General features: G+C 45.8%; 20 protein-coding genes and 1 pseudogene. 11 read left to right on the plus strand and 10 right to left on the minus strand.

The features are described from left to right. Positions 1-35: 35 nt before the first annotated feature. The gene (locus ACP4IT_RS04705; protein ID WP_226769643.1) at positions 36-2756 is read right to left on the minus strand and encodes a YfhO family protein; all 2721 of its coding nucleotides are present in this window, start codon (positions 2754-2756) and stop codon (positions 36-38) included. Between the two features lie 264 nt (positions 2757-3020). Between ACP4IT_RS04705 and ACP4IT_RS04710 the strand changes: the two genes are divergently transcribed. The 5 genes from ACP4IT_RS04710 to ACP4IT_RS04730 all read left to right on the plus strand — a co-directional run bounded on the left by ACP4IT_RS04710 (position 3021) and on the right by ACP4IT_RS04730 (position 10056). Then, positions 3021-3713 carry a response regulator transcription factor gene (locus tag ACP4IT_RS04710; RefSeq protein WP_011667147.1) on the plus strand — a complete coding sequence of 231 codons (693 nt, stop codon included), beginning with the start codon at positions 3021-3023 and terminating at the stop codon, positions 3711-3713. Beyond that, entirely contained in the window at positions 3703-5043 is a 1341-nt protein-coding gene (locus tag ACP4IT_RS04715; RefSeq protein ID WP_087612658.1) for a HAMP domain-containing sensor histidine kinase, read from the plus strand. The genes ACP4IT_RS04710 and ACP4IT_RS04715 overlap by 11 nt, the downstream gene beginning before the upstream one ends. Positions 5044-5193: 150 nt before the next feature. Continuing rightward, positions 5194-6159: a LacI family DNA-binding transcriptional regulator gene (locus tag ACP4IT_RS04720; RefSeq protein WP_021742437.1), complete on the plus strand. Its 966-nt coding sequence runs from the start codon at positions 5194-5196 to the stop codon at positions 6157-6159. A 200-nt stretch (positions 6160-6359) separates the two neighbouring features. After that, entirely contained in the window at positions 6360-7733 is a 1374-nt protein-coding gene (locus ACP4IT_RS04725; RefSeq protein WP_021742436.1) for an SLC45 family MFS transporter, read from the plus strand. Positions 7734-7785: 52 nt separating this feature from the next. After that, positions 7786-10056, plus strand: a complete 2271-nt coding sequence (locus ACP4IT_RS04730; RefSeq protein WP_024855199.1) for a maltose phosphorylase — start codon at positions 7786-7788, stop codon at positions 10054-10056. Between the two features lie 55 nt (positions 10057-10111). On the opposite strand, the gene ACP4IT_RS04735 is transcribed toward ACP4IT_RS04730, so the two are convergent. From ACP4IT_RS04735 to ACP4IT_RS04745, 3 genes are all read right to left on the minus strand, one after another. Next, positions 10112-10549, minus strand: a complete 438-nt coding sequence (locus ACP4IT_RS04735) for a hypothetical protein (protein ID WP_156646496.1) — start codon at positions 10547-10549, stop codon at positions 10112-10114. Between the two features lie 124 nt (positions 10550-10673). Beyond that, positions 10674-10943 carry a 30S ribosomal protein S14 gene (gene rpsN, locus ACP4IT_RS04740; RefSeq protein ID WP_011667153.1) on the minus strand — a complete coding sequence of 90 codons (270 nt, stop codon included), beginning with the start codon at positions 10941-10943 and terminating at the stop codon, positions 10674-10676. 186 nt (positions 10944-11129) lie between these two features. Beyond that, a complete protein-coding gene (locus ACP4IT_RS04745) occupies positions 11130-12161 on the minus strand; it encodes an aldose epimerase family protein (protein ID WP_024855198.1) in 1032 nt (343 codons plus the stop codon). A gap of 269 nt (positions 12162-12430) precedes the next feature. On the opposite strand from ACP4IT_RS04745, the gene ACP4IT_RS04750 reads away from it, so the two are divergent. Continuing rightward, positions 12431-13255: an alpha/beta fold hydrolase gene (locus ACP4IT_RS04750; protein ID WP_086231795.1), complete on the plus strand. Its 825-nt coding sequence runs from the start codon at positions 12431-12433 to the stop codon at positions 13253-13255. A 2-nt stretch (positions 13256-13257) separates the two neighbouring features. Here the strand turns inward: ACP4IT_RS04750 and ACP4IT_RS04755 are convergent, their stop codons facing one another. Further along, on the minus strand, positions 13258-14076 hold the full coding sequence (locus ACP4IT_RS04755) for a Cof-type HAD-IIB family hydrolase (protein WP_015473239.1): 819 nt from the start codon (positions 14074-14076) through the stop codon (positions 13258-13260). 247 nt (positions 14077-14323) lie between these two features. On the opposite strand from ACP4IT_RS04755, the gene ACP4IT_RS04760 reads away from it, so the two are divergent. The 3 genes from ACP4IT_RS04760 (at position 14324) to ACP4IT_RS04770 (ending at position 17506) form a co-directional block, all read left to right on the plus strand. After that, entirely contained in the window at positions 14324-14707 is a 384-nt protein-coding gene (locus ACP4IT_RS04760; protein ID WP_011667156.1) for a MarR family winged helix-turn-helix transcriptional regulator, read from the plus strand. A gap of 148 nt (positions 14708-14855) precedes the next feature. Beyond that, positions 14856-16667, plus strand: a complete 1812-nt coding sequence (locus ACP4IT_RS04765; RefSeq protein WP_226769645.1) for a glycoside hydrolase family 55 protein — start codon at positions 14856-14858, stop codon at positions 16665-16667. A gap of 410 nt (positions 16668-17077) precedes the next feature. Further along, entirely contained in the window at positions 17078-17506 is a 429-nt protein-coding gene (locus ACP4IT_RS04770; protein WP_011667158.1) for a Spx/MgsR family RNA polymerase-binding regulatory protein, read from the plus strand. A gap of 119 nt (positions 17507-17625) precedes the next feature. Here the strand turns inward: ACP4IT_RS04770 and ACP4IT_RS04775 are convergent, their stop codons facing one another. The 3 genes from ACP4IT_RS04775 to ACP4IT_RS04785 all read right to left on the minus strand — a co-directional run bounded on the left by ACP4IT_RS04775 (position 17626) and on the right by ACP4IT_RS04785 (position 19440). Next, positions 17626-18402, minus strand: a complete 777-nt coding sequence (locus tag ACP4IT_RS04775; protein WP_024855195.1) for a C40 family peptidase — start codon at positions 18400-18402, stop codon at positions 17626-17628. Positions 18403-18597: 195 nt separating this feature from the next. Further along, a complete protein-coding gene (locus ACP4IT_RS04780) occupies positions 18598-18873 on the minus strand; it encodes a hypothetical protein (protein ID WP_024855194.1) in 276 nt (91 codons plus the stop codon). 333 nt (positions 18874-19206) lie between these two features. Continuing rightward, positions 19207-19440 carry a hypothetical protein gene (locus ACP4IT_RS04785; RefSeq protein WP_024855193.1) on the minus strand — a complete coding sequence of 78 codons (234 nt, stop codon included), beginning with the start codon at positions 19438-19440 and terminating at the stop codon, positions 19207-19209. A 223-nt stretch (positions 19441-19663) separates the two neighbouring features. Here ACP4IT_RS04785 and ACP4IT_RS04790 point away from each other — a divergent pair, with 223 nt between their 5' ends. Beyond that, a complete protein-coding gene (locus tag ACP4IT_RS04790; protein ID WP_011667161.1) occupies positions 19664-21751 on the plus strand; it encodes a collagen-binding domain-containing protein in 2088 nt (695 codons plus the stop codon). A 54-nt stretch (positions 21752-21805) separates the two neighbouring features. Here the strand turns inward: ACP4IT_RS04790 and ACP4IT_RS04795 are convergent. Further along, positions 21806-22545 (minus strand): annotated as a pseudogene (locus ACP4IT_RS04795) (sulfite exporter TauE/SafE family protein). A 138-nt stretch (positions 22546-22683) separates the two neighbouring features. Here ACP4IT_RS04795 and ACP4IT_RS04800 point away from each other — a divergent pair. Beyond that, the gene (locus ACP4IT_RS04800) at positions 22684-23409 is read left to right on the plus strand and encodes an SDR family oxidoreductase (protein ID WP_114670292.1); all 726 of its coding nucleotides are present in this window, start codon (positions 22684-22686) and stop codon (positions 23407-23409) included. An 80-nt stretch (positions 23410-23489) separates the two neighbouring features. Here the strand turns inward: ACP4IT_RS04800 and ACP4IT_RS04805 are convergent, their stop codons facing one another. Beyond that, entirely contained in the window at positions 23490-24254 is a 765-nt protein-coding gene (locus ACP4IT_RS04805; RefSeq protein ID WP_011667168.1) for a glucose 1-dehydrogenase, read from the minus strand. Between the last annotated feature and the right edge of the window lie 93 nt (positions 24255-24347).

Below are 24347 nucleotides of genomic sequence, written 5' to 3' on the forward strand. Positions count from 1 at the left end.
TGGCCGAAAATAATCTCGGTCACGCTTTTTATGATTTAGTGACGGTGTTTCTTGGTTAGTGGTCGTTGCCATTCAACCGTAAACCAAAGTAAGATGAACAATGCCAGACAAGCGAGACTGATCAGTGCGCCTAGCTTTAAGCCGGGAGTCTGATAGGACAAAATGACATGGTTCTGGCCGGCTTGAAGTGGCACGCCAATCACCCCATTATAAGTTTGCTTAACGGGAATAAGTGATTGGGCTCGCATAAGTGACTTGATTTTAACAGATCGACCATTAACTGTGGCCGTCCAGCCAGGAACATCAGGGATGGCCAGATATAACAATGACCGTTGACGGGTCCCAGTCACGTTACCAGATAGCCACGTGACACCGCTGTTAGCATTAAGTTTGAATCGCTGTTGTTTCAAGCGATTAACCAAGGCTACGTAGCGTTTCTGGTTCAACGAGACAAAATGATTATCATACCCCGTCGTTGGTGTTTGGGTGACATAACTAATCTTGAGAATTTGACCTTTTTGGTGCTGCCCTAAATTGATGACATAGCGGAAGCCGTCCGCATTAATCAAGGGTTTTACCGACCGGCCATTAAGGCGTAGGCTGGAATAGATAATAGAATTGGATGGTGAGTAGCCATGCAACAGGCCTGTCGCGTTAACGCGAACCGTGAAGGTTTGGACTGACGTATGGTCACCCCGCATTTGGTGGCGAGTCTTGGTGGGAATTGTCGCGAGATCATGGGCTTTAGCCGCCCGCGTGTTGACTTTAAGTACAGAAACGGGTGCCAATGTGTCTGGTTTAGCCCCTAAGGCGGTTAGGATTTGTTGTTGGTTCGTCAAAGCCGCCTGATCCTTAAGTTGAAGCTGGGCTAATTGATTAGGAACTGCAAAGCCAATCCCAGCGTATGAATCGAGACGGGTAACCGCGGGCTCCTTGTTGATATTTAGCCGATACTTGACGCCCATTAGCGTATCTGTCAGGTGTGTATATCCTTGGGCACTAATCCGGCGGACATTGGGGCTAAAGTAGCCGAGATCGTGTTGGAAGACCCGCGATTGTTCTATGAGCGTTGAGCTGTAGGAACTAATGCCCGCGTAGTTGAACATAACGGGATCGTTGTAATGGTTATAAGCGCCATCGTAGGCTTTGGCGATGTTAGCATGTAGAAATTCAACCCGATGTAGATTAGTTTTGGTCTTCGTCGCTGTTACTTGATCCAGTAGGGCAGCATCTTGCCGGTAATATTTGGCAAATTTAGCCTGATTACCAAATTCCATGCCCTGAGTGGCAACCACAAAGTTCCCGCCCAGTTCACCGAAAAGAATGAGGGCCAGTAGACTAATTCGGACGGGTCGCCATTCACTGATGAACAGAAGCATGGTGTTGAGCAATAGGAGTCCGAGCGCTAACCAAAGTAAGTGAAAGGACGGCTGGCTGGCTGCATACAGCTCATGATTAAAGCTGGGGCGTAAGTGCAAGAAGAGCTTAGGAATGGCTTGTGCTGAGATGAACCCAACGACTAAAAAGCCAATTCCCCAAACCAAGGCCAAGACCTTTTGTGGATCATTCATTGTTTGAGCCGGATGCGTTTGCCAAGCCCGGTAGGCCGTCACTAACGCCAAAAAGGTGAAGAAGTAGACGTTACGGAACGGAAATCCGGCCGGTTGCTGGAACATGTGCCAAATGGTATTGAGGACAGTCACAAACAGACTCAAGCCCATGGCAATTAATAACCACATGGTGCGGCGCTTTTCGACCGCATGAATCTGTGGCGAAACAAAGTAGACGATGAGTAGCAAAAACATCAAGGTACCCATGAAGAGTGAAGGGGCATGATAAAGGTGAGAAACGTAGGTGCTGGTGCCTGGGGCAAATTGGGCCAATACTTCTGTTCCAAATTGTCCGGTTGGTAGGTAGTTGTTCACAAAGACATTACTCTTACCCGTTAGTAACATGCCCAATGCCGTTGGGATGAGCACCACCATTGACATCCCACCAGCCAGTAAAGAACCGATGATAAATTGCCGAATGGCCGCGCGGTGCATCCGCCAGACATCTTTGAATGGTGTTGGCGTGGGTTGATGTTCGATGATTAAGTAGATAAAGTACAAGACCGAAAACAGGCAGGTCATATAGCCTAAATAATAATTGCAAAAAATCGTAATGGTTAAACTAATGGTATACAAACCATAATGATGCTGACTGACCAATCGATGTAGGCCCAAGGCCACCAATGGTAACCAAATTAACGCATCCAGCCACATCATGTCATAAAAGTACATGGCGACAAACCCACATAGACTGTAGGCGGTGGTGAATAGGAGCATAGACCACCCACTCTTAAGAAAAGCATGCCGCAAGAAGATGGCCATTGTGAGGCCCATCGCGCTGATCTTTAACATGATGATCCAACTTACCGCAATGGGCAAATTGGCCGCCGAGAAGGCAAAAATCAGCAGATTAAATGGACTAATCGCATAGTAGGTCAGAAGAGGCACGACGGCGCTCCCTGAACCTAACGAAAAAGAAAAAAGATGGAACTGACCATGTAATATGGTTGCCCGTAGATTTTCTAAGATAGGGATATATTGTGTCCCCATGTCACTTAAAAGTAAGTTCCGGTTGCCAAAAGGCGTGATCCTGAGATGCCAAAAAGCCAGACACATAATGATAAGCGGTATTAAAAATGCGCCCCCATACACCCAGCGACTAACGCGCAATGCGGCCAGTTGTTGGGTGGATTGTTGCTGTTTCATGAAAAATCCCTCCGTTGTAAAACCCACATGATGTCTAACCCTATTAGGATATCATATGGACGACTTTGTTCAAAGTTTACCCCTTTATCCTGATAGTTCCGTGAATAACTCGTTAAACTTCGCAAAAACTTAGCCTTTCGTAAGGAAATTAACTTAAGGTTGCGTTATCGTTAATCAGGTAGACTATACTTTTATAATGAGAGTCCGACGTCACTGGTACTGGAAAACGTGATAGTTGGTGAAAAAGAAAGGGAGGCATGCCCGTTGCGTACGACCGCCAAGGTATTAGTCGTGGAGGATGAGAAGGCATTATCCGCAGACATTGTTGAGTTAATCGAACCGATTTGTGAAACAACAACAGCTTTCGATGGTGAGCAAGGAGAATTTTTGGCAAGTCAGGGCGTCTTTGACGCTATTATTTTGGACCTGATGTTACCAGGTGAAAGTGGGTTGGATCTCTTGCTCCACATCCGCAACCAGGGGGTCAAGACACCGGTGTTGATTCTAACCGCTAAAGATACCATTGCTGATAAGTTACGCGGCTTTAATGACGGTGCGGATGACTATGTGACTAAGCCCTTTCACCGAGAAGAATTATTAGCGCGAATGAAGGCTCTGTTAAAACGGACTGGTCATCTGAATAGTAGTGATACGATTGCGCTGGGACAACTGGAAATTAACACCAGTAAACATCTGGCCACCTTTAATGGCGCACCACTGACGTTAAAGGGGCGGGAATTTGATTTGCTAGCTTACTTAGTAGGGAATCCAGGGACCATTATTACCAAGGAACAAATCTTCAATCGGCTCTGGGGATTTGATTCCGAGACCAGCCTTTCCGTGGTTGAAGTGTATATGAGTAACCTGAGAAAGGAGCTCAAACACGCTGGCAGTGATCTGTCATTACGAACGATTCGTAATGCGGGTTACATTGTGGAGGCCCCAGATGAGCAATAAGGTTAATCGGGCCCAACGACGGCGCTTGTTTTTAAGTAGCTTCATTGGCTTTACGATTATCTTTATCTTATTAGGAGTCATCGTGTTTGTGCTATTTCGACGTGCAATTTTAACGAGCACGGATCAGGCTTTACAAGTCGAGCGGAGTGCTCGGTTGGCGGGGCCACCCAAAAAGCAACGAATTCAACGGCCGTTTGGGCAAGCTACCCGGGACTTGCAACGGGGTCAACAGCAGACGACTCATCCGTTTATGACGACTACGGTAGTCTTTAACCAAAATGGTAAAATCCTTAATCGGGCCCAGTTGGGGTCACGTTATGACACCCTGAAAACATTGACGTTGAACAAATCAGAGACTGGAAAGATTCGGTCAGTTGTGGTAAATGGCAAGTATAACTTCCGAACACTGTTAGTTAAAATTCCCAAAGATAATGGAGATAAAACGGTTGCTGGCCGTTACCTGATGATCTTGGAAAACATTGATCCGCAAAAAGCGGCGATGAGTAGCTTTACCCGAGTGATGTTGATGACGATGGGCGTTTTTTGGTTATTATCAATTTTGATGAGCGTCTGGATGTCCCGGCTGACGATGCGGCCTATTTTACGGTCGTGGGAGCGGCAAACTGAATTTGTGGGGAATGCGGCCCATGAATTGCGAACGCCACTAACGATTATCCAAAATAAATTGGAGTTATTATTGACCAAACCCAACGATAAGATCATTGACCAGGCGGAAAATATTGCCATTGCCAATAGTGAAAGCCAACGATTGCAAAAATTAACGCAAGATTTACTGGCATTAGCGCGTTCGGATTCTAATACGGTGCAAACCAACTTTGAAGTGACGCGATTGGCTCGGTTTATGACGGATATAGTGGAACCTTACAGTGAGATTGCCGCAAGTCAGGGAAAATCTCTGTCATTAACGCCGGTGACTGACTTTAAGGCGACGCTGGATCAAAACCTTATTCACCAGTTGATGAATATCCTGATTGATAATGCGCTTAAATACTCGCCACAGGGGCGCGCGATCACCATTTCTGCGCGACTGATTGGCCGAAAATGGCAGTTGATCGTTGCGGATCAGGGAATTGGGATTCAAGCAGGCGATCGTCGACGGATTTTTGATCGGTTCTATCGGGTAGATACGTCACGGAGTCGGCAAACCGGTGGCAATGGGCTAGGATTGTCGATTGCCCAGTGGATTGTGGGCCTGCATCATGGCACAATTGTTGTCAAAGACAATTTACCTCAAGGGACACAATTTGTGGCGACTTTTCCACTGAATCCCAGTGCGAGTCTGACCGGACGACGGGACAAGAAACAGTGAGATAGCTTCCTGACACGGGCTAGCCATAGGCTGACCCGTTTTTGGTGTGGCTAAGGTTGACATTATGGGAAAAAGTTTCAAAGATTGCGGTTGTATGGTAAGATTTGAGTCATTGAGAAGTGTTAGTGCATAAGGAGCTTGTAAATAAAGATGTTAACTATCCGTGATATTGCTGCGAAGGCTGGTGTGTCCGTATCCACCGCGTCGCGGGCTTTAAATAATAATCCCCGTATCAGTCAGGCAACCCGTGAGCGGATTCAAGCATTGGCTGAAGCCGAGGGATATTTACCAAATTATAATGCGAAAAATCTGACTGCCGGAGAGTCTAATGCCGTGGGGGTTGTTTTTGCTACGGCTGATCGCAGTCAACCAGAAAATCCTTTCTTTATTGATATTCTTCGAGGAATCAATGCGCAGCTGGTGCAACGAGACTATGTCCTGTCAGTTGCCATTAGCAAAACGGCTGATGAACTTTTGAAGAATGTTAAGGCCATGGTTGCTCAGGGGAAAATTAAGCGGTTTGTGTTGTTATATGCTCACCAGGATGATCCGATCGCAGCTTTTTTACGGCAGCATCATCTCCGCTTCGTAACGATTGGTCAGCCGGATGACAATGCCAATGACTATTTTGTAGATAATGACAACTTAGAAGCGGGGATTGGTGGGGCGACCTTTCTACTCAATCAATTGCAGGTGAAGCATCCCGTATTTGTCGAATCAGCCCATGATTGGGCTTACGAGCAACAACGGCGACAGGGATATGAACGGGTGGCGGCAACCTTTAATGTCGAACCGTTGACGTGTCGGCTAGGCGAGTTGAACCGCGTGCGGGCATTTATCAAGCGGCACCCTGAGATTGATGGGATTATGGCGACTGACGATTTTAACGGTATCGAATTCTATCGATTGATGCGCGAACAGTATGGAATTAATCATTTTCCAATGGTTAGTTTCAACCAGTCGTTACCCAATGGGCTAACGGATGCGGATCTACATTCCGTGAACTTATTTCCTGAGAAGATGGGATCGGCGACAGTGGCCCTATTATTTAGTGACAAGGAGCCATTAGAGACACCGACACCGGGACAAATAAAAATTCCATTTGAAATTAAATAGGTTATTAACAGCCCATATCATCGACGCCAATCGCCGGTGGTGGGCTTTTTTAATTGTCAGTGGTTCTTATTTTGAACTGGAACGATCCAATAAATTTTAAAAAAAGTTTGCGCAATCGGTTGCATTAAAATGAAAGCGGTGCCATAATAGTGGGGTACTTTATATTAGCAATTATTTATAAACCTTGAGGAGGTTTTCGTATGTCAGATGTTGTGACTGAAGATACGTCTGCGGCAGCAGCCAAAAAGAAAAACGGGTTGCCGACGCTTCCTGCCAGCACCATTTGGATGATTAACTTTGGGTTCTTAGGGGTGCAAACCGCCTTTACCCTGCAAAGTTCACAAATGAGCCGGATCTTCCAAACTATTGGGGCCGATCCGAATAGCTTGGGGTGGTTCTTCATTTTGCCACCATTAGCTGGCTTGATTGTCCAACCGATTGTTGGATATTACTCTGATCGAACATGGGCGCCTAAATTAGGAGGTCGCCGGTTACCGTACCTGTTACTAGGAACGATTGTTGCGGTGATTGTTATGTGTCTGTTGCCTAATTCTGGGAGTCTAGGCTTTGGCTATGCGTCATTAGCAGCGCTGTTATTTGGTGCAATTACAGTGGCGTTCTTGGACCTTTCTTCCAATGTTGCCATGCAACCCTTCAAGATGATGGTTGGGGACATGGTCAATGATGACCAAAAGAGTTATGCTTACGGGATCCAAAGTTTCTTATCTAACACGGGTGCTGTGGTTGCTGCGATCCTCCCATTCCTGTTTGCAATGATTGGGATTGCCAACACTGCTGCTAAAGGGGTTGTCCCGGCAACAGTTAAGGTGGCCTTTTATGTTGGTGCCGCACTGTTAGTTATTACAAGTTTGTTTACGATTTTCCGTGTTAAAGAATATGATCCAGATACTTATGCCAAATACCATGGGATTACCAAAGAAGATAACGCCCAAGGTGGTAACTGGTGGACATTGTTGAAGTCCGCACCAAAGGTCTTCTGGACGGTAACCTTGGTTCAATTCTTCTGCTGGGTTGCTTTTCAGTACTTGTGGACTTACTCTGCTGGTGCGATTGCGGCCAACGTTTGGCACACAACCAACGCTGCTTCAGCTGGCTACCAAGCAGCTGGTAACTGGTACGGTGTCTTAGCAGCCGTTCAATCAATTGCCGCGGTGGTTTGGTCTTACGTTTTGGCTAAGTTGCCAAACAGCATGCACAAGTTGGGTTATGCTGGGAGTCTTGGTTTAGGTGCTCTTGGGTTCTTATCCGTCTTCTTCTTACACAACCAATACGCCTTGATTGTTTCCTTTATCTTAGTCGGTATTGCTTGGGCTGCGATGAACACTTACCCATTGACGATGGTAACCAACGCCTTGTCAGGTGCCCACATGGGGACTTACTTAGGGCTGTTCAACGGTTCTATCTGCTTACCACAAATTGTGGCTTCTCTGGCCAGCTTTGCTTTGTTCCCATTATTGGGCGGTGCTCAAGCCAACATGTTCTTGTTAGCTGGGATCATCATGGCAATCGGTGCCTTGTCCGTTGGAACGATTAAAGAAACATTCCGCGCTTAGTCTGAGTGTTGATTGAACAATTAGAAATGAATAAAAAGGAGTAATGTCAACCATGAAACGAATTTTTGAGGTCCAACCATGGAACGTAATTACGCATACTTTTGACCCCAAAGACAAACGTCTCCAAGAATCCATGACCAGTTTAGGTAATGGCTACATGGGGATGCGGGGTGACTTTGAAGAAGGCTATAGTGGCGATTCCCTCCAAGGCATTTACTTGGGTGGTGTCTGGTATCCAGACAAAACTCGGGTTGGTTGGTGGAAGAATGGCTATCCGAAGTACTTTGGTAAGGTCGTCAATGCCGTCAACTTTATCAAGTTACCGATTGAAATTAACGGTGAACCCGTTGATTTAGCAAAAGATAAGATCAGTGACTTTACCTTAGACCTTGATATGCATCAGGGTGTTTTGAACCGGTCATTTGTTGTTGAACGCGGTGCTGTTCGCGTCGCCTTGAATTTCCAACGTTTCTTAAGTGTTGCTCAGCCAGAATTGTCCGTACAAAAAGTAACGGTCAAGAACCTGAGCGATGCTGAGGTTGACGTGACCCTAAAGCCAAGTATCGATGCCGATGTGATGAACGAAGAAGCTAATTACGATGAACGCTTCTGGGATGTCTTGGCCACTGACCAACAGGCAGATCGGGGGAGTATCGTTGCCAAGACCACGCCTAATCCATTTGGGACACCCCGGTTTACTTCCGGGATGGAAATGCGGTTGGTAACGGACTTAAAGAACGTTGCCATCACGCAACCAAATGAAAAAGAAGTGACGACGGCGTATACCGGTAAGCTGGCCCCACAGGCAAGCGCTGAATTAGAAAAGCGCGTGATTGTGGTAACGTCACGGGATTACGACACACAAGAAAGCTTAACGGCAGCCATGCATCAGTTGAGCGACAAAGTGGCCCAATCTTCATATGAAGACTTGTTGAACGCACACACGGCCATCTGGGCCCAACGGTGGGAAAAATCTGACGTTGTGATCCAAGGTGACGATGAGTCACAACAAGGAATTCGCTTTAACCTGTTCCAGTTGTTCTCCACGTACTACGGTGACGATGCACGCTTGAATATCGGACCTAAAGGCTTTACGGGCGAGAAATATGGTGGTGCAACTTACTGGGATACCGAAGCCTTTGCTTTCCCTGTTTATCTTGGGATTACTGATCCTAAGGTCACGCGTAACCTCTTGATGTACCGTTACAAGCAATTAGACGGTGCTTACATCAACGCACAAGAACAAGGGCTCAAAGGGGCCTTGTTCCCAATGGTGACCTTCGATGGGATTGAATGCCATAATGAATGGGAAATCACCTTCGAAGAAATTCACCGAAATGGTGATATTGCTTTTGCCATCTACAACTACACACGTTACACCGGTGACGACAGTTATGTCTTGCATGAAGGGGCCAAGGTGCTGACCGAAATTTCTCGGTTCTGGGCCGACCGGGTTCACTTCAGTAAGCGTAATAACCAGTATATGATTCATGGGGTTACGGGCGCTGATGAGTATGAAAACAACGTTGATAACAACTGGGATACCAACATGTTGGCTCAGTGGACGTTGAAGTACACACTAGAAATATTGGGTAAGGTTGATCAGAATACCGCCAAGCAATTGGATGTTTCCGATGAGGAAAAGACGAAGTGGCAAGACATTGTCGATCGGATGTATCTGCCTTACGATAAGGATCTGAACATTTTTGTTCAACACGATGGGTTCTTGGATAAGGATATCGAACCCGTCAGCTCGATTCCAGCTGACCAACGGCCAATTAACCAAAACTGGTCGTGGGATAAGATCTTGCGGTCGCCTTACATTAAGCAAGGGGATGTCTTGCAAGGAATCTGGGACTTTATTGATGACTACACGCCAGAACAAAAGAAGGCCAACTTTGACTTCTACGAACCACTGACGGTGCACGAATCTAGTTTGTCCCCAGCAATCCACTCGGTATTAGCTGCTGACTTGCATTATGAGGATAAGGCCGTAGAATTGTACTCACGGACGGCACGACTGGATTTGGATAACTACAATAATGACACGACAGATGGCCTACACATTACGGCCATGACTGGTGGCTGGATTGCGGTAGTTCAAGGTTTCGCGGGCATGCGGGTTCGCGATGGGCAGTTGCATTATGCCCCATTCTTGCCAAAGACGTGGACAAGCTACACCTTCCGGCAAGTCTTCCGTGATCGGCTGATTGAAGTCAGCGTTCACGCAGATGGCCCTCACTTCAAGCTACTCAGTGGCGAACCACTGACGATTGATGTGGCTGGTGAAAAGGTTGAATTAACCCAAAACGTGACAGCTTAATCTAAAAAAAAGGACGACTGAGAAATTAATCTCGGTCGTCCTTTTTGTGTGGTGTTTAGAAGTCATTAGGCAAAAAATCTTGTTGGAATGCTTTAGCCCTAGGCAGCGGCGCATCTGCTTGCCAGTAAGTAAGCCATTCCCCAGAAATGGTTAAGCTTTCGAGATCCAGCTGATCTTGAATCAAAAGGTCACTTTCGAGGCGGTGCTTAAATGCCGCTAGCAGGTCACCAATAATTGTTAAGTTAGCCTGCAAGTTGTCGCCACCTAAGTCCATAAGCTCATCTTCAAATTGTTCACGAATCGCATGTTCAATCGCTTTAAGCTGACGTTCGTGCTGGCGCGTCAACTTGGGTTGATTGTTGGCGTCAAAGGCGATGGCACTGGCAACTCCAACAAATTGGGCATTGATTGTCGGCTCGTCCAAGCTTTCAGGGGTGTTTTTGGCGTAACCAAAAATTGGAAATTCACGGAGAATGGTATAAACTTCGGTCATTGATGATCAGTCCTTTGTTTTTTGCAGCCGAGCTGCTGTTAATTAGTGTTAGTGTACGGCATGAAAAAAGCCACGTCAAACGCGGTTAAGCGACTGATGTGGCTGAGTTTGGTTTAACGTTAGATTACCAGCTGGCCTTTTGAACCCCGGGGATTTTACCCTCGTGGGCAAGTTGCCGGAAGTTCAACCGTGAGAGGCCAAACTTCCGCATGTACGCGTGTGGTCGGCCATCAAGATGGTCACGGCGATGGATACGAGTAGGGGAAGCATCGCGTGGTAAAAGGGCTAACGCGGCGTAGTCACCAGCGGCCTTTAACTCTGCACGACGATTGGCAAACTTCTCAACAGTTGCTTCAATACGTTTTGCTTTCGCAATTTTGGATTTCTTAGCCAATAAATGAATCTCCTTTGATAGTAATTATTACGCTTTATCAATTTAGCATAGCAGATTTGTCCAGTCAATTAATGTGTCTTCGATTATACGAGTGTGTTGCTAGTCTTTCATTGAGACACGTTTCAACCGCAGGCAAGGGCCACAAAAAAGTCCTGAACACCTGTCCAGGACTTACTAAATCGACGCTTAATAGGTTAATTCATAAGTGATGTCATAACGCTTGGTTTCACCAGCTGGAAGCGAGACGTCACCGAATTCAGGGTGATTGGGTGAATCAGGAAGACTCTGGGCTTCCAGCGCGATTCCCATGTAGGGCTGACCAGCACCCGTGGTTAATTTCATATCTGACGTAAAGGAATTAGCCGTGAAGACCACCAGACCATCGCGTTGTGATTTAATTGTTACAGCGCGGTTGGTTTGGGGATCACTTAGCTTGGCAATTGTGCCATCAGTACCAGGAACAACGTGGTAGACATCATCAAACCCTTTTTCAGGGATGTCTTGTAGACCCCGGATGGCTTGCCCAAGATTTTGTCCATCGGCGAAATCGTACGGGGTTCCCGCATTGGCAATCATTTTACCGGTGGGGAGTTTTTCATCATCAAGTGCTAAATGTTCTTGGCTGTTGACTTGCAACGTCTGCCCCGAGATCAGCTGGTCGTCGCTGAGGTTGAAGTAAACGTGAAGTGTTGGATTGAAGAGCGTGAGGGCCGTTGAATTAGCTTCAAACGTTAAGGTGACACGATCCTGGTTGTCTAAAGCATAGATCATTTTGGCGGTTAAATCGCCAGGAAATGAGTCATCAGTATGCTTAAACGTATGGGTTAGGATGATCTTGGCTTGCTGGGGATCGCTTGTGTCGAGCGCACCAGCCCAGTTGACTGTGTTGAATCCATGCGGGCCACCATGCAACGTATTGTGGCCTTCATTGGTATCTAACTGAGTTGTCGTTCCGTTTAAAGTGACTTGCCCTCGGGTAATTCGGCCGCCAGTCCGACCGATGCCCATGCAAACGTAAAACGGATTGTCGAGGTAATCAGCCAATTTGTGGTAAGATAGCACCAAATTATGGTCGCCGTTTCCCGTCGGTACCGTTAATTTATGAAGGGTGGCGCCCCAACTGAGAATGGATAATTTAACACCGTTGTCATTTTCAATCGTGTATTCAGTGACAGCCTGGTCCTGATAAGTATCCCAATGATTTGTTGTCGTTTGCATAGAATAGTCCTCGATTCTTTTAATTTAAAGCGTTTTCAATTTAGTTCTATCATATATTTTCATCCGGACAATTGTCAACTTTAATTCTAGCAAATTAAATAGAGAAGTTTTATATTTGCTTTGATACAAGCTATTTTAAGACCTAAAAATTATTCGGACGAATTTAATAACATATTGATAGTGAAATAACAAATGCAACGGTGAAGATAATTTCACTTGTGTACAATTGAGGAAACTGGCATAATGAATAAGTTAAAGAAGGCGGCGTAATGAGAAAGTTTTTGCTGAAAAGTGGTTTGATTGGTGTGGGTGTATGGTGGAGCTATCGGTGGCTAAGTCAACGAACTGCCGTCAAGGTTCCCCTAAATCATCGACGGACTGACGTACCTTATACAACTACCCCGACCTTATTTATTCCCGGATGGGGTGGTAATGCTTGGACCTACAATGGTCTTTTACGTTGGTTAGCCCGTCACGGCTATGGTCATCAGGTCATGACCATAGTGGTTGACCGGCGGGGCCAATTGCGGGTTCAAGGGGATTGGTCAATGCAAGCTGACAATCCGTTGATTCAAGTTCTATTTGCGCACCCGTTCACGCGGGACTATCAACAGCAGATTGCGTGGTTGACGACTGTTTTACGAGAATTAAAAAGCCACACCCAAGTGGCGACCTATAATATGGTCGCCCACTCTTGGGGTGGTAGTGCAGCAGTTAATCAATTGGTTCGGCAGGGGGGCACAACAGATTTACCGCGTTTGAATCGACTGGTCTTGCTGGGGGCACCGGTTAACGAAGCCACACCGACCAAGCCAGATGCCATGTACGAGCGTCTAACGGCAACTAAACAAAATCTGGCAGCCATTACACCGGGCATCATCCACAACGTGTATGGCCTATTAGCTGGCCGATTAACGGATGGGGAAGTACCGGTTCACCAGATTACAGCATTACGTGCCGTTGTCTGCGATAGTCCCTTGCAGTACCGCGAACATCCAGTGTCAGGAATTGGTCATGGTCGTTTGCATTCGGCCCCACAAATGTGGCAATTGATTGCCCACCTATTGTGGTCACCAGATCAGGTTTTTAATTAACGTTAACCTTGATCTGCTAAGATAGTATCAATGACGTCTAATACACCTTCGTGGTTGTTATCATGGGGAGTAATGAGGTCGGCGACTTCTTTAACCGAGTCAGTCCCGTTGCGCATGGCAACGCCCAAACCAACGTGGGCAAGCATTTCCCGATCGTTGTCGTTATCACCAAATGCCGCAATTTCCGCCGGTGTAATGTGCCAAGTGGCCGCTAGTTGGGTTAATCCCACAGCTTTGTTCATATGAGGGGCGACGATATCGATGCTACCAAATCCGCTGGCAGTGGCATTAATTAAACCAGGAAAGTGGGCGTTGAGTTTGGCTGCGATAGTCTGAATACTGTCGTTGGGCCACTCACCGTTAATTTTATAGATGGTATCGTTGACCTGAGTTAGATCGTCAACGCGGACTAAATTATTAAAGAAATAGTCCTGACTGGCCTCGTCGAGAGAGCGGTCTTGGCGATTAAGGTAGGTGCCGTGAGCACCCGAGAGGCGTAAAAGTTGCGGACGAAGCGTCTGATCGGCTAAAATAGCCTGAACCACCTCGCGGACCACGGGTAGTGGTAATTGGGCTTCGGCAAGGGTACGGTTATGATCAACGATCAAGCCACCGTTTTCGGCAACAAAGGTTTGCACCTGGGGTGTCGGGGCAAACACATCTTTTAGATGGCCGAGGTGGTTGCCACTGGCAACGACAAAGCGAATGCCAGCGGACGATAGGCGATTCAGCTGAGCAGCGAACCGATTGTGATTGTAGGTGCGTTGTTGATTCAGAAAGGTAGCATCGACGTCTGTAGCAATCAATTTAATACGTGTCATAAAGTTCCCCCTTAGTTTTAAAATTTCTTAACATTAATGATAAAGGCTTCGTAGTGGGAATTCAATGGGGGAGTTAATGAGAAATATGACAAAAAAGTTGCAAATTGCTGGTTTTTTTATTTGGTATGCTATAAACTATTAATAAATCAGTAACATATAGGCGGAAAATAAGGGCTATAATAAATGATTAGCGGGTAAGAATAGTAACTTTAACCGTAATTATAAGGCAGAAAGGAAGACTTACTTAATGACGCAAACAAATGATTTGAATCAATCCTTAGAATGGTTCTCCCAACTTCAAAAGATTATGCGGCCAGTGACGACTATCAAAACGGAGGATATCACGATCTCGTTAGAACAGTTTAACTTGTTGCATGCGATCACTGACCAAAAGGATGATTTTACGCCAACTAAATTTGCTGGCCAAATTGGGGTATCTAAATCAATGATCTCTGGTCAAATTTCCCGGTTGTTGCGGGCAGGGTTAATCGAAAGCATTGCTTCTACGATTGATCGTCGGCAACACAACCTGAAGCTGACGCCAGATGGTGTCAAAGTATACACGCAAGTTCGGGGTCAAGTGGTTGACCGGTTGAACGGCTTGCATGATGATATTGCCAAATTAATGTAAGCAAAGCGACTTAAGTTACTCTTAAAAAATAAGCCCCGCCACAACCGAAATCTTTCAATCGTGTAACAATTAGGTTAAGACGACCCAACGGTTAGATGTCTTAGCTATAATGGTTATGAAGGAAGAATTTGGAAGTGGAGGGGATTTTTTGAAATTACGGGTTAAACTAGGTCTAATAGCAACCGTTGCTATGGGGGCAACGCTGTTGGGACTGAATCCAATAAGTGTGACATCGCAGCAATCAACAACTGGTGTTGCGTATGCAGCGACGATTAATGCTAAGCATCAAGGTTTGGTGGGTGATGGTGCCACCAGTAATAATACCGCCTTACAGGCCATGATTGATAAGTGGTCAGATAATGTGACCATTCATGTTTCTAAGGGGACGTACTTATTTGATGCGGGTAATATTAAATTACATTCAAATATTACCTTTAAGTTTGATAAAGGTGCCGTTTTTCGGATCACTGGCGGTCAACGGGTTAACTTTGTTTACCCAAGTCCAGAAGCTGGTTATGATGGTGGAATTAGTAATGTGACGTGGCAAAATGCGACCTTCCAAGGTGATAATACCAGTGCCGGTCAAAGTGTCTTTACGCAAAGTATTCACCATGCCCAGAACGTCAACTTTGATAAGTGTGTGTTCGATAATGCTGAATCACCAACTGGACACTACATTGATATCGATGGTAGCCACAATGTGAACATTACCAATTCAGTATTCACGGGCTTTAATGGTTCACAGGACTATAAGGAAGCCATTCAAGTAGATTACTCGAATAAAAAGGCAATGTCCTACAAGAACGCGGGCGACCAGTACGATAACTTACCTAGTTATGATGTTACGGTTGACAATAACCAATTCTTACCAGTTTCTAAGAAGTCTGGTCAAGTTCAATCATATGCCCCTAACCCAATTGGTGAGCACGTCATCTATGGGCATGGTGCGGCTGGAATCATTCATGATGTTCACTTTACGAACAATACGGTTGTTGATCCCAAACCATTGTTGGGGAATGGTGTGGCTACGATCCACTTCAAGGGAATTTCTAACTTGTGGATCACGGGGAACAAGTTCATTAACCAACATGTTTTAGGTTCAGGAAACTATATTTATTTATACAATTCTGAAGCAGACTATCAAATGACGAACCTGAACATCACGAATAATACATTTACAAATGTTAATCCGACTAAACAATATATTTACCTGGACAGCAGTACGGCGCAAAATCCGATGACTGATGTGACAATTAATGGAAATAAAGCCACAACGCAGCGATCAATTGTCCCATTTGTTAATAGTAACTTTGATTTGACCGGTGATGGTATCAAAATTGCCAGCAATTCAGTTAAGAAGCAAAAGGCAACGACCACTACGGTTAAGCCAAAGCAAAAGATTACAACGACCAAGGTTAACAAAAATGCACAAAAGCTCAAGAAGCGTAAACAAACCAATAAGACGGAAAAGTATGTCAGTGGTTTGGCAACGCAACACGCGCAGTTGAAGAGTAATTACAAGACTTATTCTCTCTATAATCACATTCGCGGTCATAAGAACTGGAACATTATGAAATTCGACTGGAAGAAGATTAAGAGTCAACGTGTTTACATTGATATGCGGGCGACGGCTGATTCTGGTCAATGGTACCGGATTCGCTTCAGTAAGAATGCCACAACGAAGTATTGGATTCGAAAGGGCGCTTTAGACTTTGATAAAATTACGGTTGAAGAATATGATCGTGATTTAAACTTGATGAAAGTTTATCCGGTCTACTCCCTACCATTTAATGATTCGCAACTAGCCAAGGCTAAGGGAACGACCGCCGATATTTCGGACCGGCGGGTAACGATTACGCATCGAGCGAAACGAACCGATTCCAATGGTCAGGTAACGACCTATTACCAAATGGACAATGGGTTATGGACGCGAGCATTGGCGTTTGATTTAGATTCATAATGAATAATTGAAAAAGACACCGCTAGCAGACTGTTGGCGGTGTCTTTTTGTCTGGTAATTGTTGCGGTGGCTTTCAATTTAGATAAATATAAAAGAAAATTAGATGCACAAAGCAGAAAAAGAACGACAATTCTGGTAAAATAAAAGTATGTAAGCGCATAATTTCACGTTTTCTTCAAATTTACAGCGAAAAACGTTCGGATTCGTTTGTTACAGTAGGATTACAGGGTTGGTTAGACCACAAAAAGACGAGAAAGCTTGCGTTTTTTTAAAAAGTCGGTCGAAATCGAGGGTAATGGGTTTCATCGTTACCGATTGTGGTGTACAATACTTACCATAGTTAGCACTCATAGAAAAGAGTGCTAATACCAAGTACCTCATCGAATAGAGTTAAAATGGAGGGCGATTTTATGATTAAAATGTACTTTCACGCAAAAACGACGGCTGTTACCAAGGCAATGAAATGGTTGGCTAACCATGATGCCAAATTTACAGCTCGTGATATTAAAAAACAACCATTAACCCGGGATGAAATTCTGTACATGCTATCTTTAACTGAAGAAGGAACGGATGACTTGATTTCGACCCGTTCTAAGGCCTACAAAGCATTACCAGCTTCTGTGCAAGACATGGGCATGAATGAATTGGTTGATTTGCTGCAAAAGAATCCCGGAATCTTGAAGAATCCGATTGTGGTTGATCGCAACAAATTAGCCACTGGTTTCGACCTTGAAACGATTCGCGAATTCGTGCCGGCTTCTTACCGGAAAAAAGAATTGGCTAGTTTCTTCAAGATTTTGAATGGTAGCAAGAACAGTCTAGGTGTGTCACCAGCATAATAGAAGATTAAGGATTAACCGTGGTCAGTGGATCACGGTTTTTTAGTGCCGTAATCGTGAGAAAATATAGGCGTATACAAAAAAGCCGTACGTAGTAGCACGGCTTTTTTGTAGTGGATTTAGCTCAATGTTGCCGGACGGGAATACCCGACCGTATGCCACCAGGAAACATTTGTGGCTTCGGTAATGACACCGTTTAATTGGGCGTCGATCATTTTGTGGTTACCCAGGTAGATCCCACAGTGTGTAATATTGCTAGCGCTGGTACCGAAGAAGATTAAGTCACCGGCCTTGGCATTAGCGGCACTAACGTGGGTGTAGCTATCGTATTGCGCTTGCGCCGTTCGTGGCAGCGTTTGCCCAATAGCTTGATTAAAGACATATTTGGTAAAGCCCGAGCAATCAAAGGCACTTGGTCCGTTACCGCCGTAGGCATAAGGTTTGCCTAATTGTGTCTTGGCAGCTTTTAAAATAGAATCATAGGTTCCGGTCCCTGTAGATGAAGTTGTTGTTGCCGTGTGGGCATAGCTCTTCTTTTGCAAATACCCGTGCCAGATCCAACCAGCAGCAGTCTTTCTGCCGTTGGTGACATAGTAGTAGAGGTATTTAATCCCATTCTTTTTGATGATGTAACGTTTTTTAGTGGCATGCCACGTGGTGTTGGGATAATTCTTTAAGTAGTGGGTCTTCTTCCCAAAGGTCATGTTAGTGGCCGTTCCCCCTAAGTTGTAGGTCCACCCCGTCGCGCTCTTGCGTGTATAGGCGGTACTAGTCATGTTACTGGTACTAACAATTGTATTTGTACTATTGGCATGAGCGGTGGTGCTTTGACTCAATGCGGGTACTAAAGCGGCGGCAAATGCCACGGTGAAACTAACTTTTTGTAGTGTCTTCATTTTGCAATTCCATCCCTCATATGTATTGTTGTGATCTCAGTAGTGTTATCAAAGTACAGTTACTAAGATAGTCGTTATGAGTTACAGAATGGTTACGGTGCAAAATCATTGGCATTACTATTTTGTGCGTAATCGTAACATTACAAGGCTTGGGCCACTTATACTAGGTGTTTGCCCAGTTAGATTGATTAAAAATTAGATGCGCTTGTTGCTAATCGGCAATTGCCGCTGGTAAGTCATATAGGCGGCTGTTGGTGGAAAGGGTAGTCGGGACTGTAAGTGCATAGCCAAAGGATCAGTCGTATCAAATTCACCGGTTAGTGTGTGAAAATGCCGTTGTAGCCAACTTAAAATGACTGGTAATAGATGGTCTAATTGGCCACTGTGCCGTTCTCCTGGCCAAGCGATTGCGACGGACGTGGGGGAGTCGGCAAAGGAAAATAGCCAAGCTTCTAGGTGTTCATTGACCATTAAGGCCAGTGGTGCCTCAAGAATTTGATCTCTAAAAATACGAGCTTGCCACTCTTCAGGTGATTGGGAGATTACGGGGTTATTGAGGTGTGTCTGGGCATAGTCCTGATAAGCCCAAGCGCTCAGTTGCTGACAGAGCTTTGGATTTGCTAAGACTTGCGCCGCACTTAAGACGGTTGCATGGGCATCCGGTAATCCAGTTGTTGTCAGTGTTAATTGGGGAAGATAGGTCGTGCGAATAAGATAGAATTCGTGCTTAGTTAGCCAGAGATTAAAGGGATGTTGCGGTGCAAAGTCACGGGTGATGAGGGATTGATGGTGCCCGCTTAATGCTTACTGCGTCACATCTGTGAGAATTTGTTGGCTGATAGACGTAAAGTTGGAACTCGTTGGGTCAACGTAGCCAGCAAAGTATAGCGCGTGGGGATGAAGGGCGTTTGTCCAAGTCGTAACCAATCCTTGTGGTTGGTGAGGATCACCGTACAAGGTAGGGTGCCGATGCTCTAATTGTTGTGGTAGCTCTCGTGTCTTGGCGAGCTGGTGTAATAGGGGATAAATAGTTGTCAAAGCGAGTCACCTTCTTAGAAAAATTAAGCTTAGTATAGGCCATAAAAATTAATAGTGACAAATGAACACATCTATTTTTTAGCAAGAACCGTTGTGGTGGTGAAATATCCGTCAAAATAACTAGCCGTTTACCAATTAATGGGTGATTGCCTGTTGATTGTTAGGAGGAGTAGCGCGAGAATAAGGTTGGAAACTTTTATGAAGAAAGTAGGGATTAAACGATATGGAAACTAAACGTACCCATTTTAAGATGTATAAAAGCGGTCGCCGTTGGGTATTTGCCTGTGCGGTCATTGCAGCTTTGGCAGGTGGCGTAACGGTAACGGCACAAGCTGACGTAACTGATGATACCAGTTCTAGTATGACGACTAGCAGTCAGGTAGCGACGTCATCAGAGAGTAGTACTAGTGCGACGAGTAGTGCGGTGAGTCAGTCAAGCGTCAGTGCCACTAGTCAAAGTAGTACGTCAGTGGCTCAGGAGAACGGTAGCAGTACAACGCAGACATCTACAGCTACGCAGACGACTGAGTCAACAACCGAAAAGACGGCAACCGCAGCGACTAAGACAATAGCCAAGGCAAAGAAGGCTAAAGCGACGACCCACACGACAACCGCAGTTGTTCCGGGGAGTCGGTTAAGTCTAGCTTTGGCAAATACCTTAAAAGCTAAAACACATACCGGTGCAACGCGTAAACAACAGTTGGGGCACACGAACGCACTCAGTTCTGCTGCTACCAAGGCCCGGACGGCTAAGGCAACCGTTGCTAGTTTGTTACAAAAACTGGCCGATCAAACGCCGGCAACCACTACGGCATTAACGCCATATGCGGACAGCGGCATTCAAGCAGGTGGGAGTGTCTACGATGATTTCCCGGATTTAGATAATTTACTGGGGGTCTCCTCAGTCTTTCATATCTTTGCGCGGGAAGCTGAGTTGAACGCCCACACAAATGGTAACGTTGCGGTACAAAATTTGATTGGCAACGTGAACTTCGGAACAAACATCATTGAAGAACTATTGGATAAAGATATTTCTTACATACAAAACCTGACCAATATTGCTGGTAGTTCATTTGTCTCAGGGGGGGATACCCGTGAAAACAAGGTGATCTTCGGGGACGGCATTGAAGTAGATATTAGTAATCCTAACCGGCCGATGGTCAATGGCGTCTATATTGATCACTTGCTAGCCTCAGAAGTTTATCAAGATCAAAATGGGCAAACGTACATTGATTTTGATGCTGAGTTTGCTAAGTTAAAAGCACTCAATGAGTCATTAGCAAATACAGCGAGTGAAGCGACCTATTCGAATAGTGATTTTGACGACTTAAATAAACGGGTCATTGACATCAGCACCATGACGCCGAACGCCAATAATCAAATTGTCATTAATGTGACGCCGGATGTTTTGGCAGGGGACACACCGTTAACCATTTCCGGATTGTCACCAGATGCTGATGGGACAACGGTGATTATTAACGTGGATACGGGTGGCCAATCGGACTACACGATCAAGTCGCAAATTAAAATCATTTACAGTGATGGAACGGAACGAAATAATCAAGAGACCGAAGACTTTGGTGATAATCACCTACTGTGGAACTTTTATGATAGTACCGCTAGTGATAAACAGTATGGCGGCACGATTAACGTTAACGCACCGTTCCAAGGAAGTGTCCTCGCGCCTTCTGCGACAGTAGTGGCTAATCAAAACTTGGATGGCAATATCATTGCTGACAAAGTGATTGTCAATGCGGAAACCCACCGGTGGGACTTGCAAGACAATACGGACGCCGAAGATGAACCGGAATATGAAGATGTTATGACTCTTCCCGGGATTGGCGTTGAGTTACCAAGTATTGAGGAGCCGAATACCGAAGAACCGAATACCGAAGAGCCAAATACTGAAGAGCCAAATACCGAGGAACCGAATACCGAGGAACCAACTGTTGAGGAGCCGCAAACTGAAGAACCAACTGATGAAGAAACGACGTATGAACATGAGCGTCCTAATTTGGCTGATGAATACGAAGACGATCTGATTGATTTTGAAGAAGAAGGCAACACAGCAGCCGAAGAAACCTTGCTCAATAAGGTTGATGCGGCAATTGCTCAAGCTAAGGCGGCAGGAAACCAAACTTTAGTTGCTGAATTGCAAACAGTCCGTGGTGAGATTCTGGCAGCCTTGGGACTGGCCGATGGCTTACCACAAACGGGTGAAGCCCATCAAGGCTGGTTACAAGTGCTTGGCTTGGCATTAGCTAGTGGTCTGCTAGGGACAACCGTTATTCGCCGGAAACGGCAAGATTAACGCAAAGAAGATCAAAGGAGCTGTGACGAATAGGTCACGGCTCCTTTTTTGTTATTAGACAATCATGCGCAGTCCCATCACGATGAGCAACAGCCCCATGAACGGCTTAACGTATTGATTGAGTTTTTGTGGATCAATATGCATCAGTAAGCGTGGGGCACACAACGCCCCTAAGACAGCCCCAATCATGAGACTCAGACCAACGGACCAGTCAATATTGTTAGCGGACAGGTGAAATAGGAGTCCGACTAGGGAGGTTCCGACTAAGACGTAAGCGGAAGTAGCCGCTGCTGGTAACATATCAAGTCCTAGAACTAATAACCCAGCAATAATAGGTCCACCACCGCTAAGTCCAGCGACACCAACCATAATGCCACTGAGTGCCCCATAAATGGCCGCCTGTGACCGTTGATGGGGCGCGGGGCGATCATTGTGACTAAGGAATCGCTTAATCAGGATTTGAAGACCCAAGCCCATTAAGATAAAGGCGACCAGCCAAGTATAAAGCTTACCGGGAATGTATGGCGCAAGCAGCGCCCCACAATGGTTGCGGGAATGGCGGTGAGTAACATCTGATTACCAACTCTGAAGTGGATTTGGCCAGTTCGGTAATGACCATAAGCCCCCACCACTAGAGATGGAAAGGCCGTGAATAAGGACGTGGATGCTGCCACGGCTGGCGCTAAACCAAAAACACTGGTTAATAAGCCCAGATAAATGGCGGCGCCCCCACCACCAGTTGACAAGACTAAAATCCCGACTAAAAATCCGATTAATACTAAGCCTAACCACATGAGCAACCGTGTCGTCTCCTTGTTTGTAAGAACTTTATTGATTAGTTTAACGACTAACGGAAATATCGTCAATGTCTGCGACCAAAAGTTGGATCTTGTTGTATGATGAAAGGCAACATAGGATTCAGGAGGCAGACAATGAAATTAGAACAGCAACGCGTATTAATTGTCGGTGGAACGTCAGGGTTTGGTAAAGCAGTAGCGCGACAGGCACTACAGGCTGGTGCCCAAGTGCATATTATTGGCCACCAGCAAGCACATGTCGATACCACCATTGCTCAATTACGAAGTTTAGGGGCCATTAAAGGAACGGCATTAGATGCACAATCTGAGGCAGCTTTAACGGCTTTTTTTGAGCAACAGTCGGCATTCAATCACGTCTTATCGTTTTTGGGTGGGGCAATGGGTGGTGGCTTCTTGGATAATTCAGTCGCGGCTATTCGCCAAGCGATTGAAGATAAATTCTTTGCCAATTTACAGTTGTCAAAGATGGCAGCCACCCATCTTATTGATGGTGGTTCATTGATCCTAACATCAGGTGCTGGCGGGCACCCGGCCGACGCGTCTGGAGCCATTATTGGTAACCAGGCGATCAATACGTTAGTCGCCGGTTTAGCGGTGGAAATGGCGCCGCACTATCGGGTCAATGCGGTGGCCCCGACTTGGACGCCAACAGGATTGTGGCGGCAGTTGACCCCGCAGGCAATTCAGAAACAATCAGCTGCGTTTGCAAAAGGGGTGCCCCTACAGCGAGTCGCCACTAAAGACGAGGTTGCTTCGGCCTATCTGTACTTAATGAGCAATGATTTCGTAACGGGCCAGGTGCTTCATGTTGATGGCGGTGTGGATTTGGGTGTCAGATAACGAATGGGCCAAAAAGGGCTTAGCGCCCCTTGGCCCACATTTTAGTACTAGATACATTATATACAAAGCATTTTTAAAAATTAATAACTGGTCCAGCCGCCATCAACGGGGACGACGGTCCCATTAACGTAACTAGCTGCATCGGAACAGAGGAACAAAGCGGTCTGCGCGATTTCGGCACTCGTACCGGGTTCAGGGGATAATGGCATCCCCACATTTTGACGGGCCATGCCTTCCTGATCGACACCCGTCATGGATTCGGCAATGTTCGTCTTGATGCCACCGGGAGCAATCGCATTGGTTCGGATGCCCATGTTTTCATACATGTAGGCGGTGTTTTTGGTAAGGCCAACGACGGCGTGCTTTGACGCGGTATAAGCTGCGCCGGCCCGCCCGCCACCTAAACCACCGACAGAAGCAATGTTCAAGATGACGCCAGACTTTTGCTTAGTGAAAATCTTTAGGACTTCTCGGGTTGCCAGCATGACGCTAGTGGTATTAACCGTCATGACCTTATCCCACAATTCATTAGTGAGTGTGCCAACTGGAGCCATATTATCCATGATCCCAGCATTATTGACCAAAATATCGAGACGACCGAAATGGTCAACCGCGCTTTGAACCATAGCGACCACGTCAGCCTCTTTGGTCACATTGGTTACACTGGCAATTGCCTGACCACCAGCTGTGGTGATGGCCGTTACAACCTCATTTAAGCGGTCCTGATTAATGTCAGCGGCAACGATCTTGGCGCCTTCTTTGGCAAATAATTCGGCCATTGATCGCCCCATACCAGAGCCAGCCCCCGTAATAATTGCCACTTTATCGACTAATTGTTGAACCATTCAACTCACTCCTATCGGTTATTGATTTAGCATCTAATTGCTTAAGTTTATTATAGTCTTATTTACTAAAGAAAGCGCTTGATAGACCAGAGG

The organism is Levilactobacillus sp. LN180102 (assembly GCF_050106635.1).
GTDB classification, from domain to species: Bacteria; Bacillota; Bacilli; order Lactobacillales; family Lactobacillaceae; genus Levilactobacillus; species Levilactobacillus brevis.

Excerpts from the sequence above, each read along its gene's own strand:
- ACP4IT_RS04705 (WP_226769643.1), bottom strand. The coding sequence starts at position 2,756 with ATGAAACAGCAACAATCCACCCAACAACTGGCCGCATTGCGCGTTAGT.
- ACP4IT_RS04715 (WP_087612658.1), top strand. The coding sequence starts at position 3,703 with ATGAGCAATAAGGTTAATCGGGCCCAACGACGGCGCTTGTTTTTAAGT.
- ACP4IT_RS04720 (WP_021742437.1), top strand. The coding sequence starts at position 5,194 with ATGTTAACTATCCGTGATATTGCTGCGAAGGCTGGTGTGTCCGTATCC.
- ACP4IT_RS04725 (WP_021742436.1), top strand. The coding sequence starts at position 6,360 with ATGTCAGATGTTGTGACTGAAGATACGTCTGCGGCAGCAGCCAAAAAG.
- ACP4IT_RS04730 (WP_024855199.1), top strand. The coding sequence starts at position 7,786 with ATGAAACGAATTTTTGAGGTCCAACCATGGAACGTAATTACGCATACT.
- ACP4IT_RS04735 (WP_156646496.1), bottom strand. The coding sequence starts at position 10,549 with ATGACCGAAGTTTATACCATTCTCCGTGAATTTCCAATTTTTGGTTAC.
- ACP4IT_RS04745 (WP_024855198.1), bottom strand. The coding sequence starts at position 12,161 with ATGCAAACGACAACAAATCATTGGGATACTTATCAGGACCAGGCTGTC.
- ACP4IT_RS04750 (WP_086231795.1), top strand. The coding sequence starts at position 12,431 with ATGAGAAAGTTTTTGCTGAAAAGTGGTTTGATTGGTGTGGGTGTATGG.
- ACP4IT_RS04755 (WP_015473239.1), bottom strand. The coding sequence starts at position 14,076 with ATGACACGTATTAAATTGATTGCTACAGACGTCGATGCTACCTTTCTG.
- ACP4IT_RS04760 (WP_011667156.1), top strand. The coding sequence starts at position 14,324 with ATGACGCAAACAAATGATTTGAATCAATCCTTAGAATGGTTCTCCCAA.
- ACP4IT_RS04770 (WP_011667158.1), top strand. The coding sequence starts at position 17,078 with ATGATTAAAATGTACTTTCACGCAAAAACGACGGCTGTTACCAAGGCA.
- ACP4IT_RS04775 (WP_024855195.1), bottom strand. The coding sequence starts at position 18,402 with ATGAAGACACTACAAAAAGTTAGTTTCACCGTGGCATTTGCCGCCGCT.
- ACP4IT_RS04780 (WP_024855194.1), bottom strand. The coding sequence starts at position 18,873 with ATGGTCAATGAACACCTAGAAGCTTGGCTATTTTCCTTTGCCGACTCC.
- ACP4IT_RS04790 (WP_011667161.1), top strand. The coding sequence starts at position 19,664 with ATGGAAACTAAACGTACCCATTTTAAGATGTATAAAAGCGGTCGCCGT.
- ACP4IT_RS04800 (WP_114670292.1), top strand. The coding sequence starts at position 22,684 with ATGAAATTAGAACAGCAACGCGTATTAATTGTCGGTGGAACGTCAGGG.
- ACP4IT_RS04805 (WP_011667168.1), bottom strand. The coding sequence starts at position 24,254 with ATGGTTCAACAATTAGTCGATAAAGTGGCAATTATTACGGGGGCTGGC.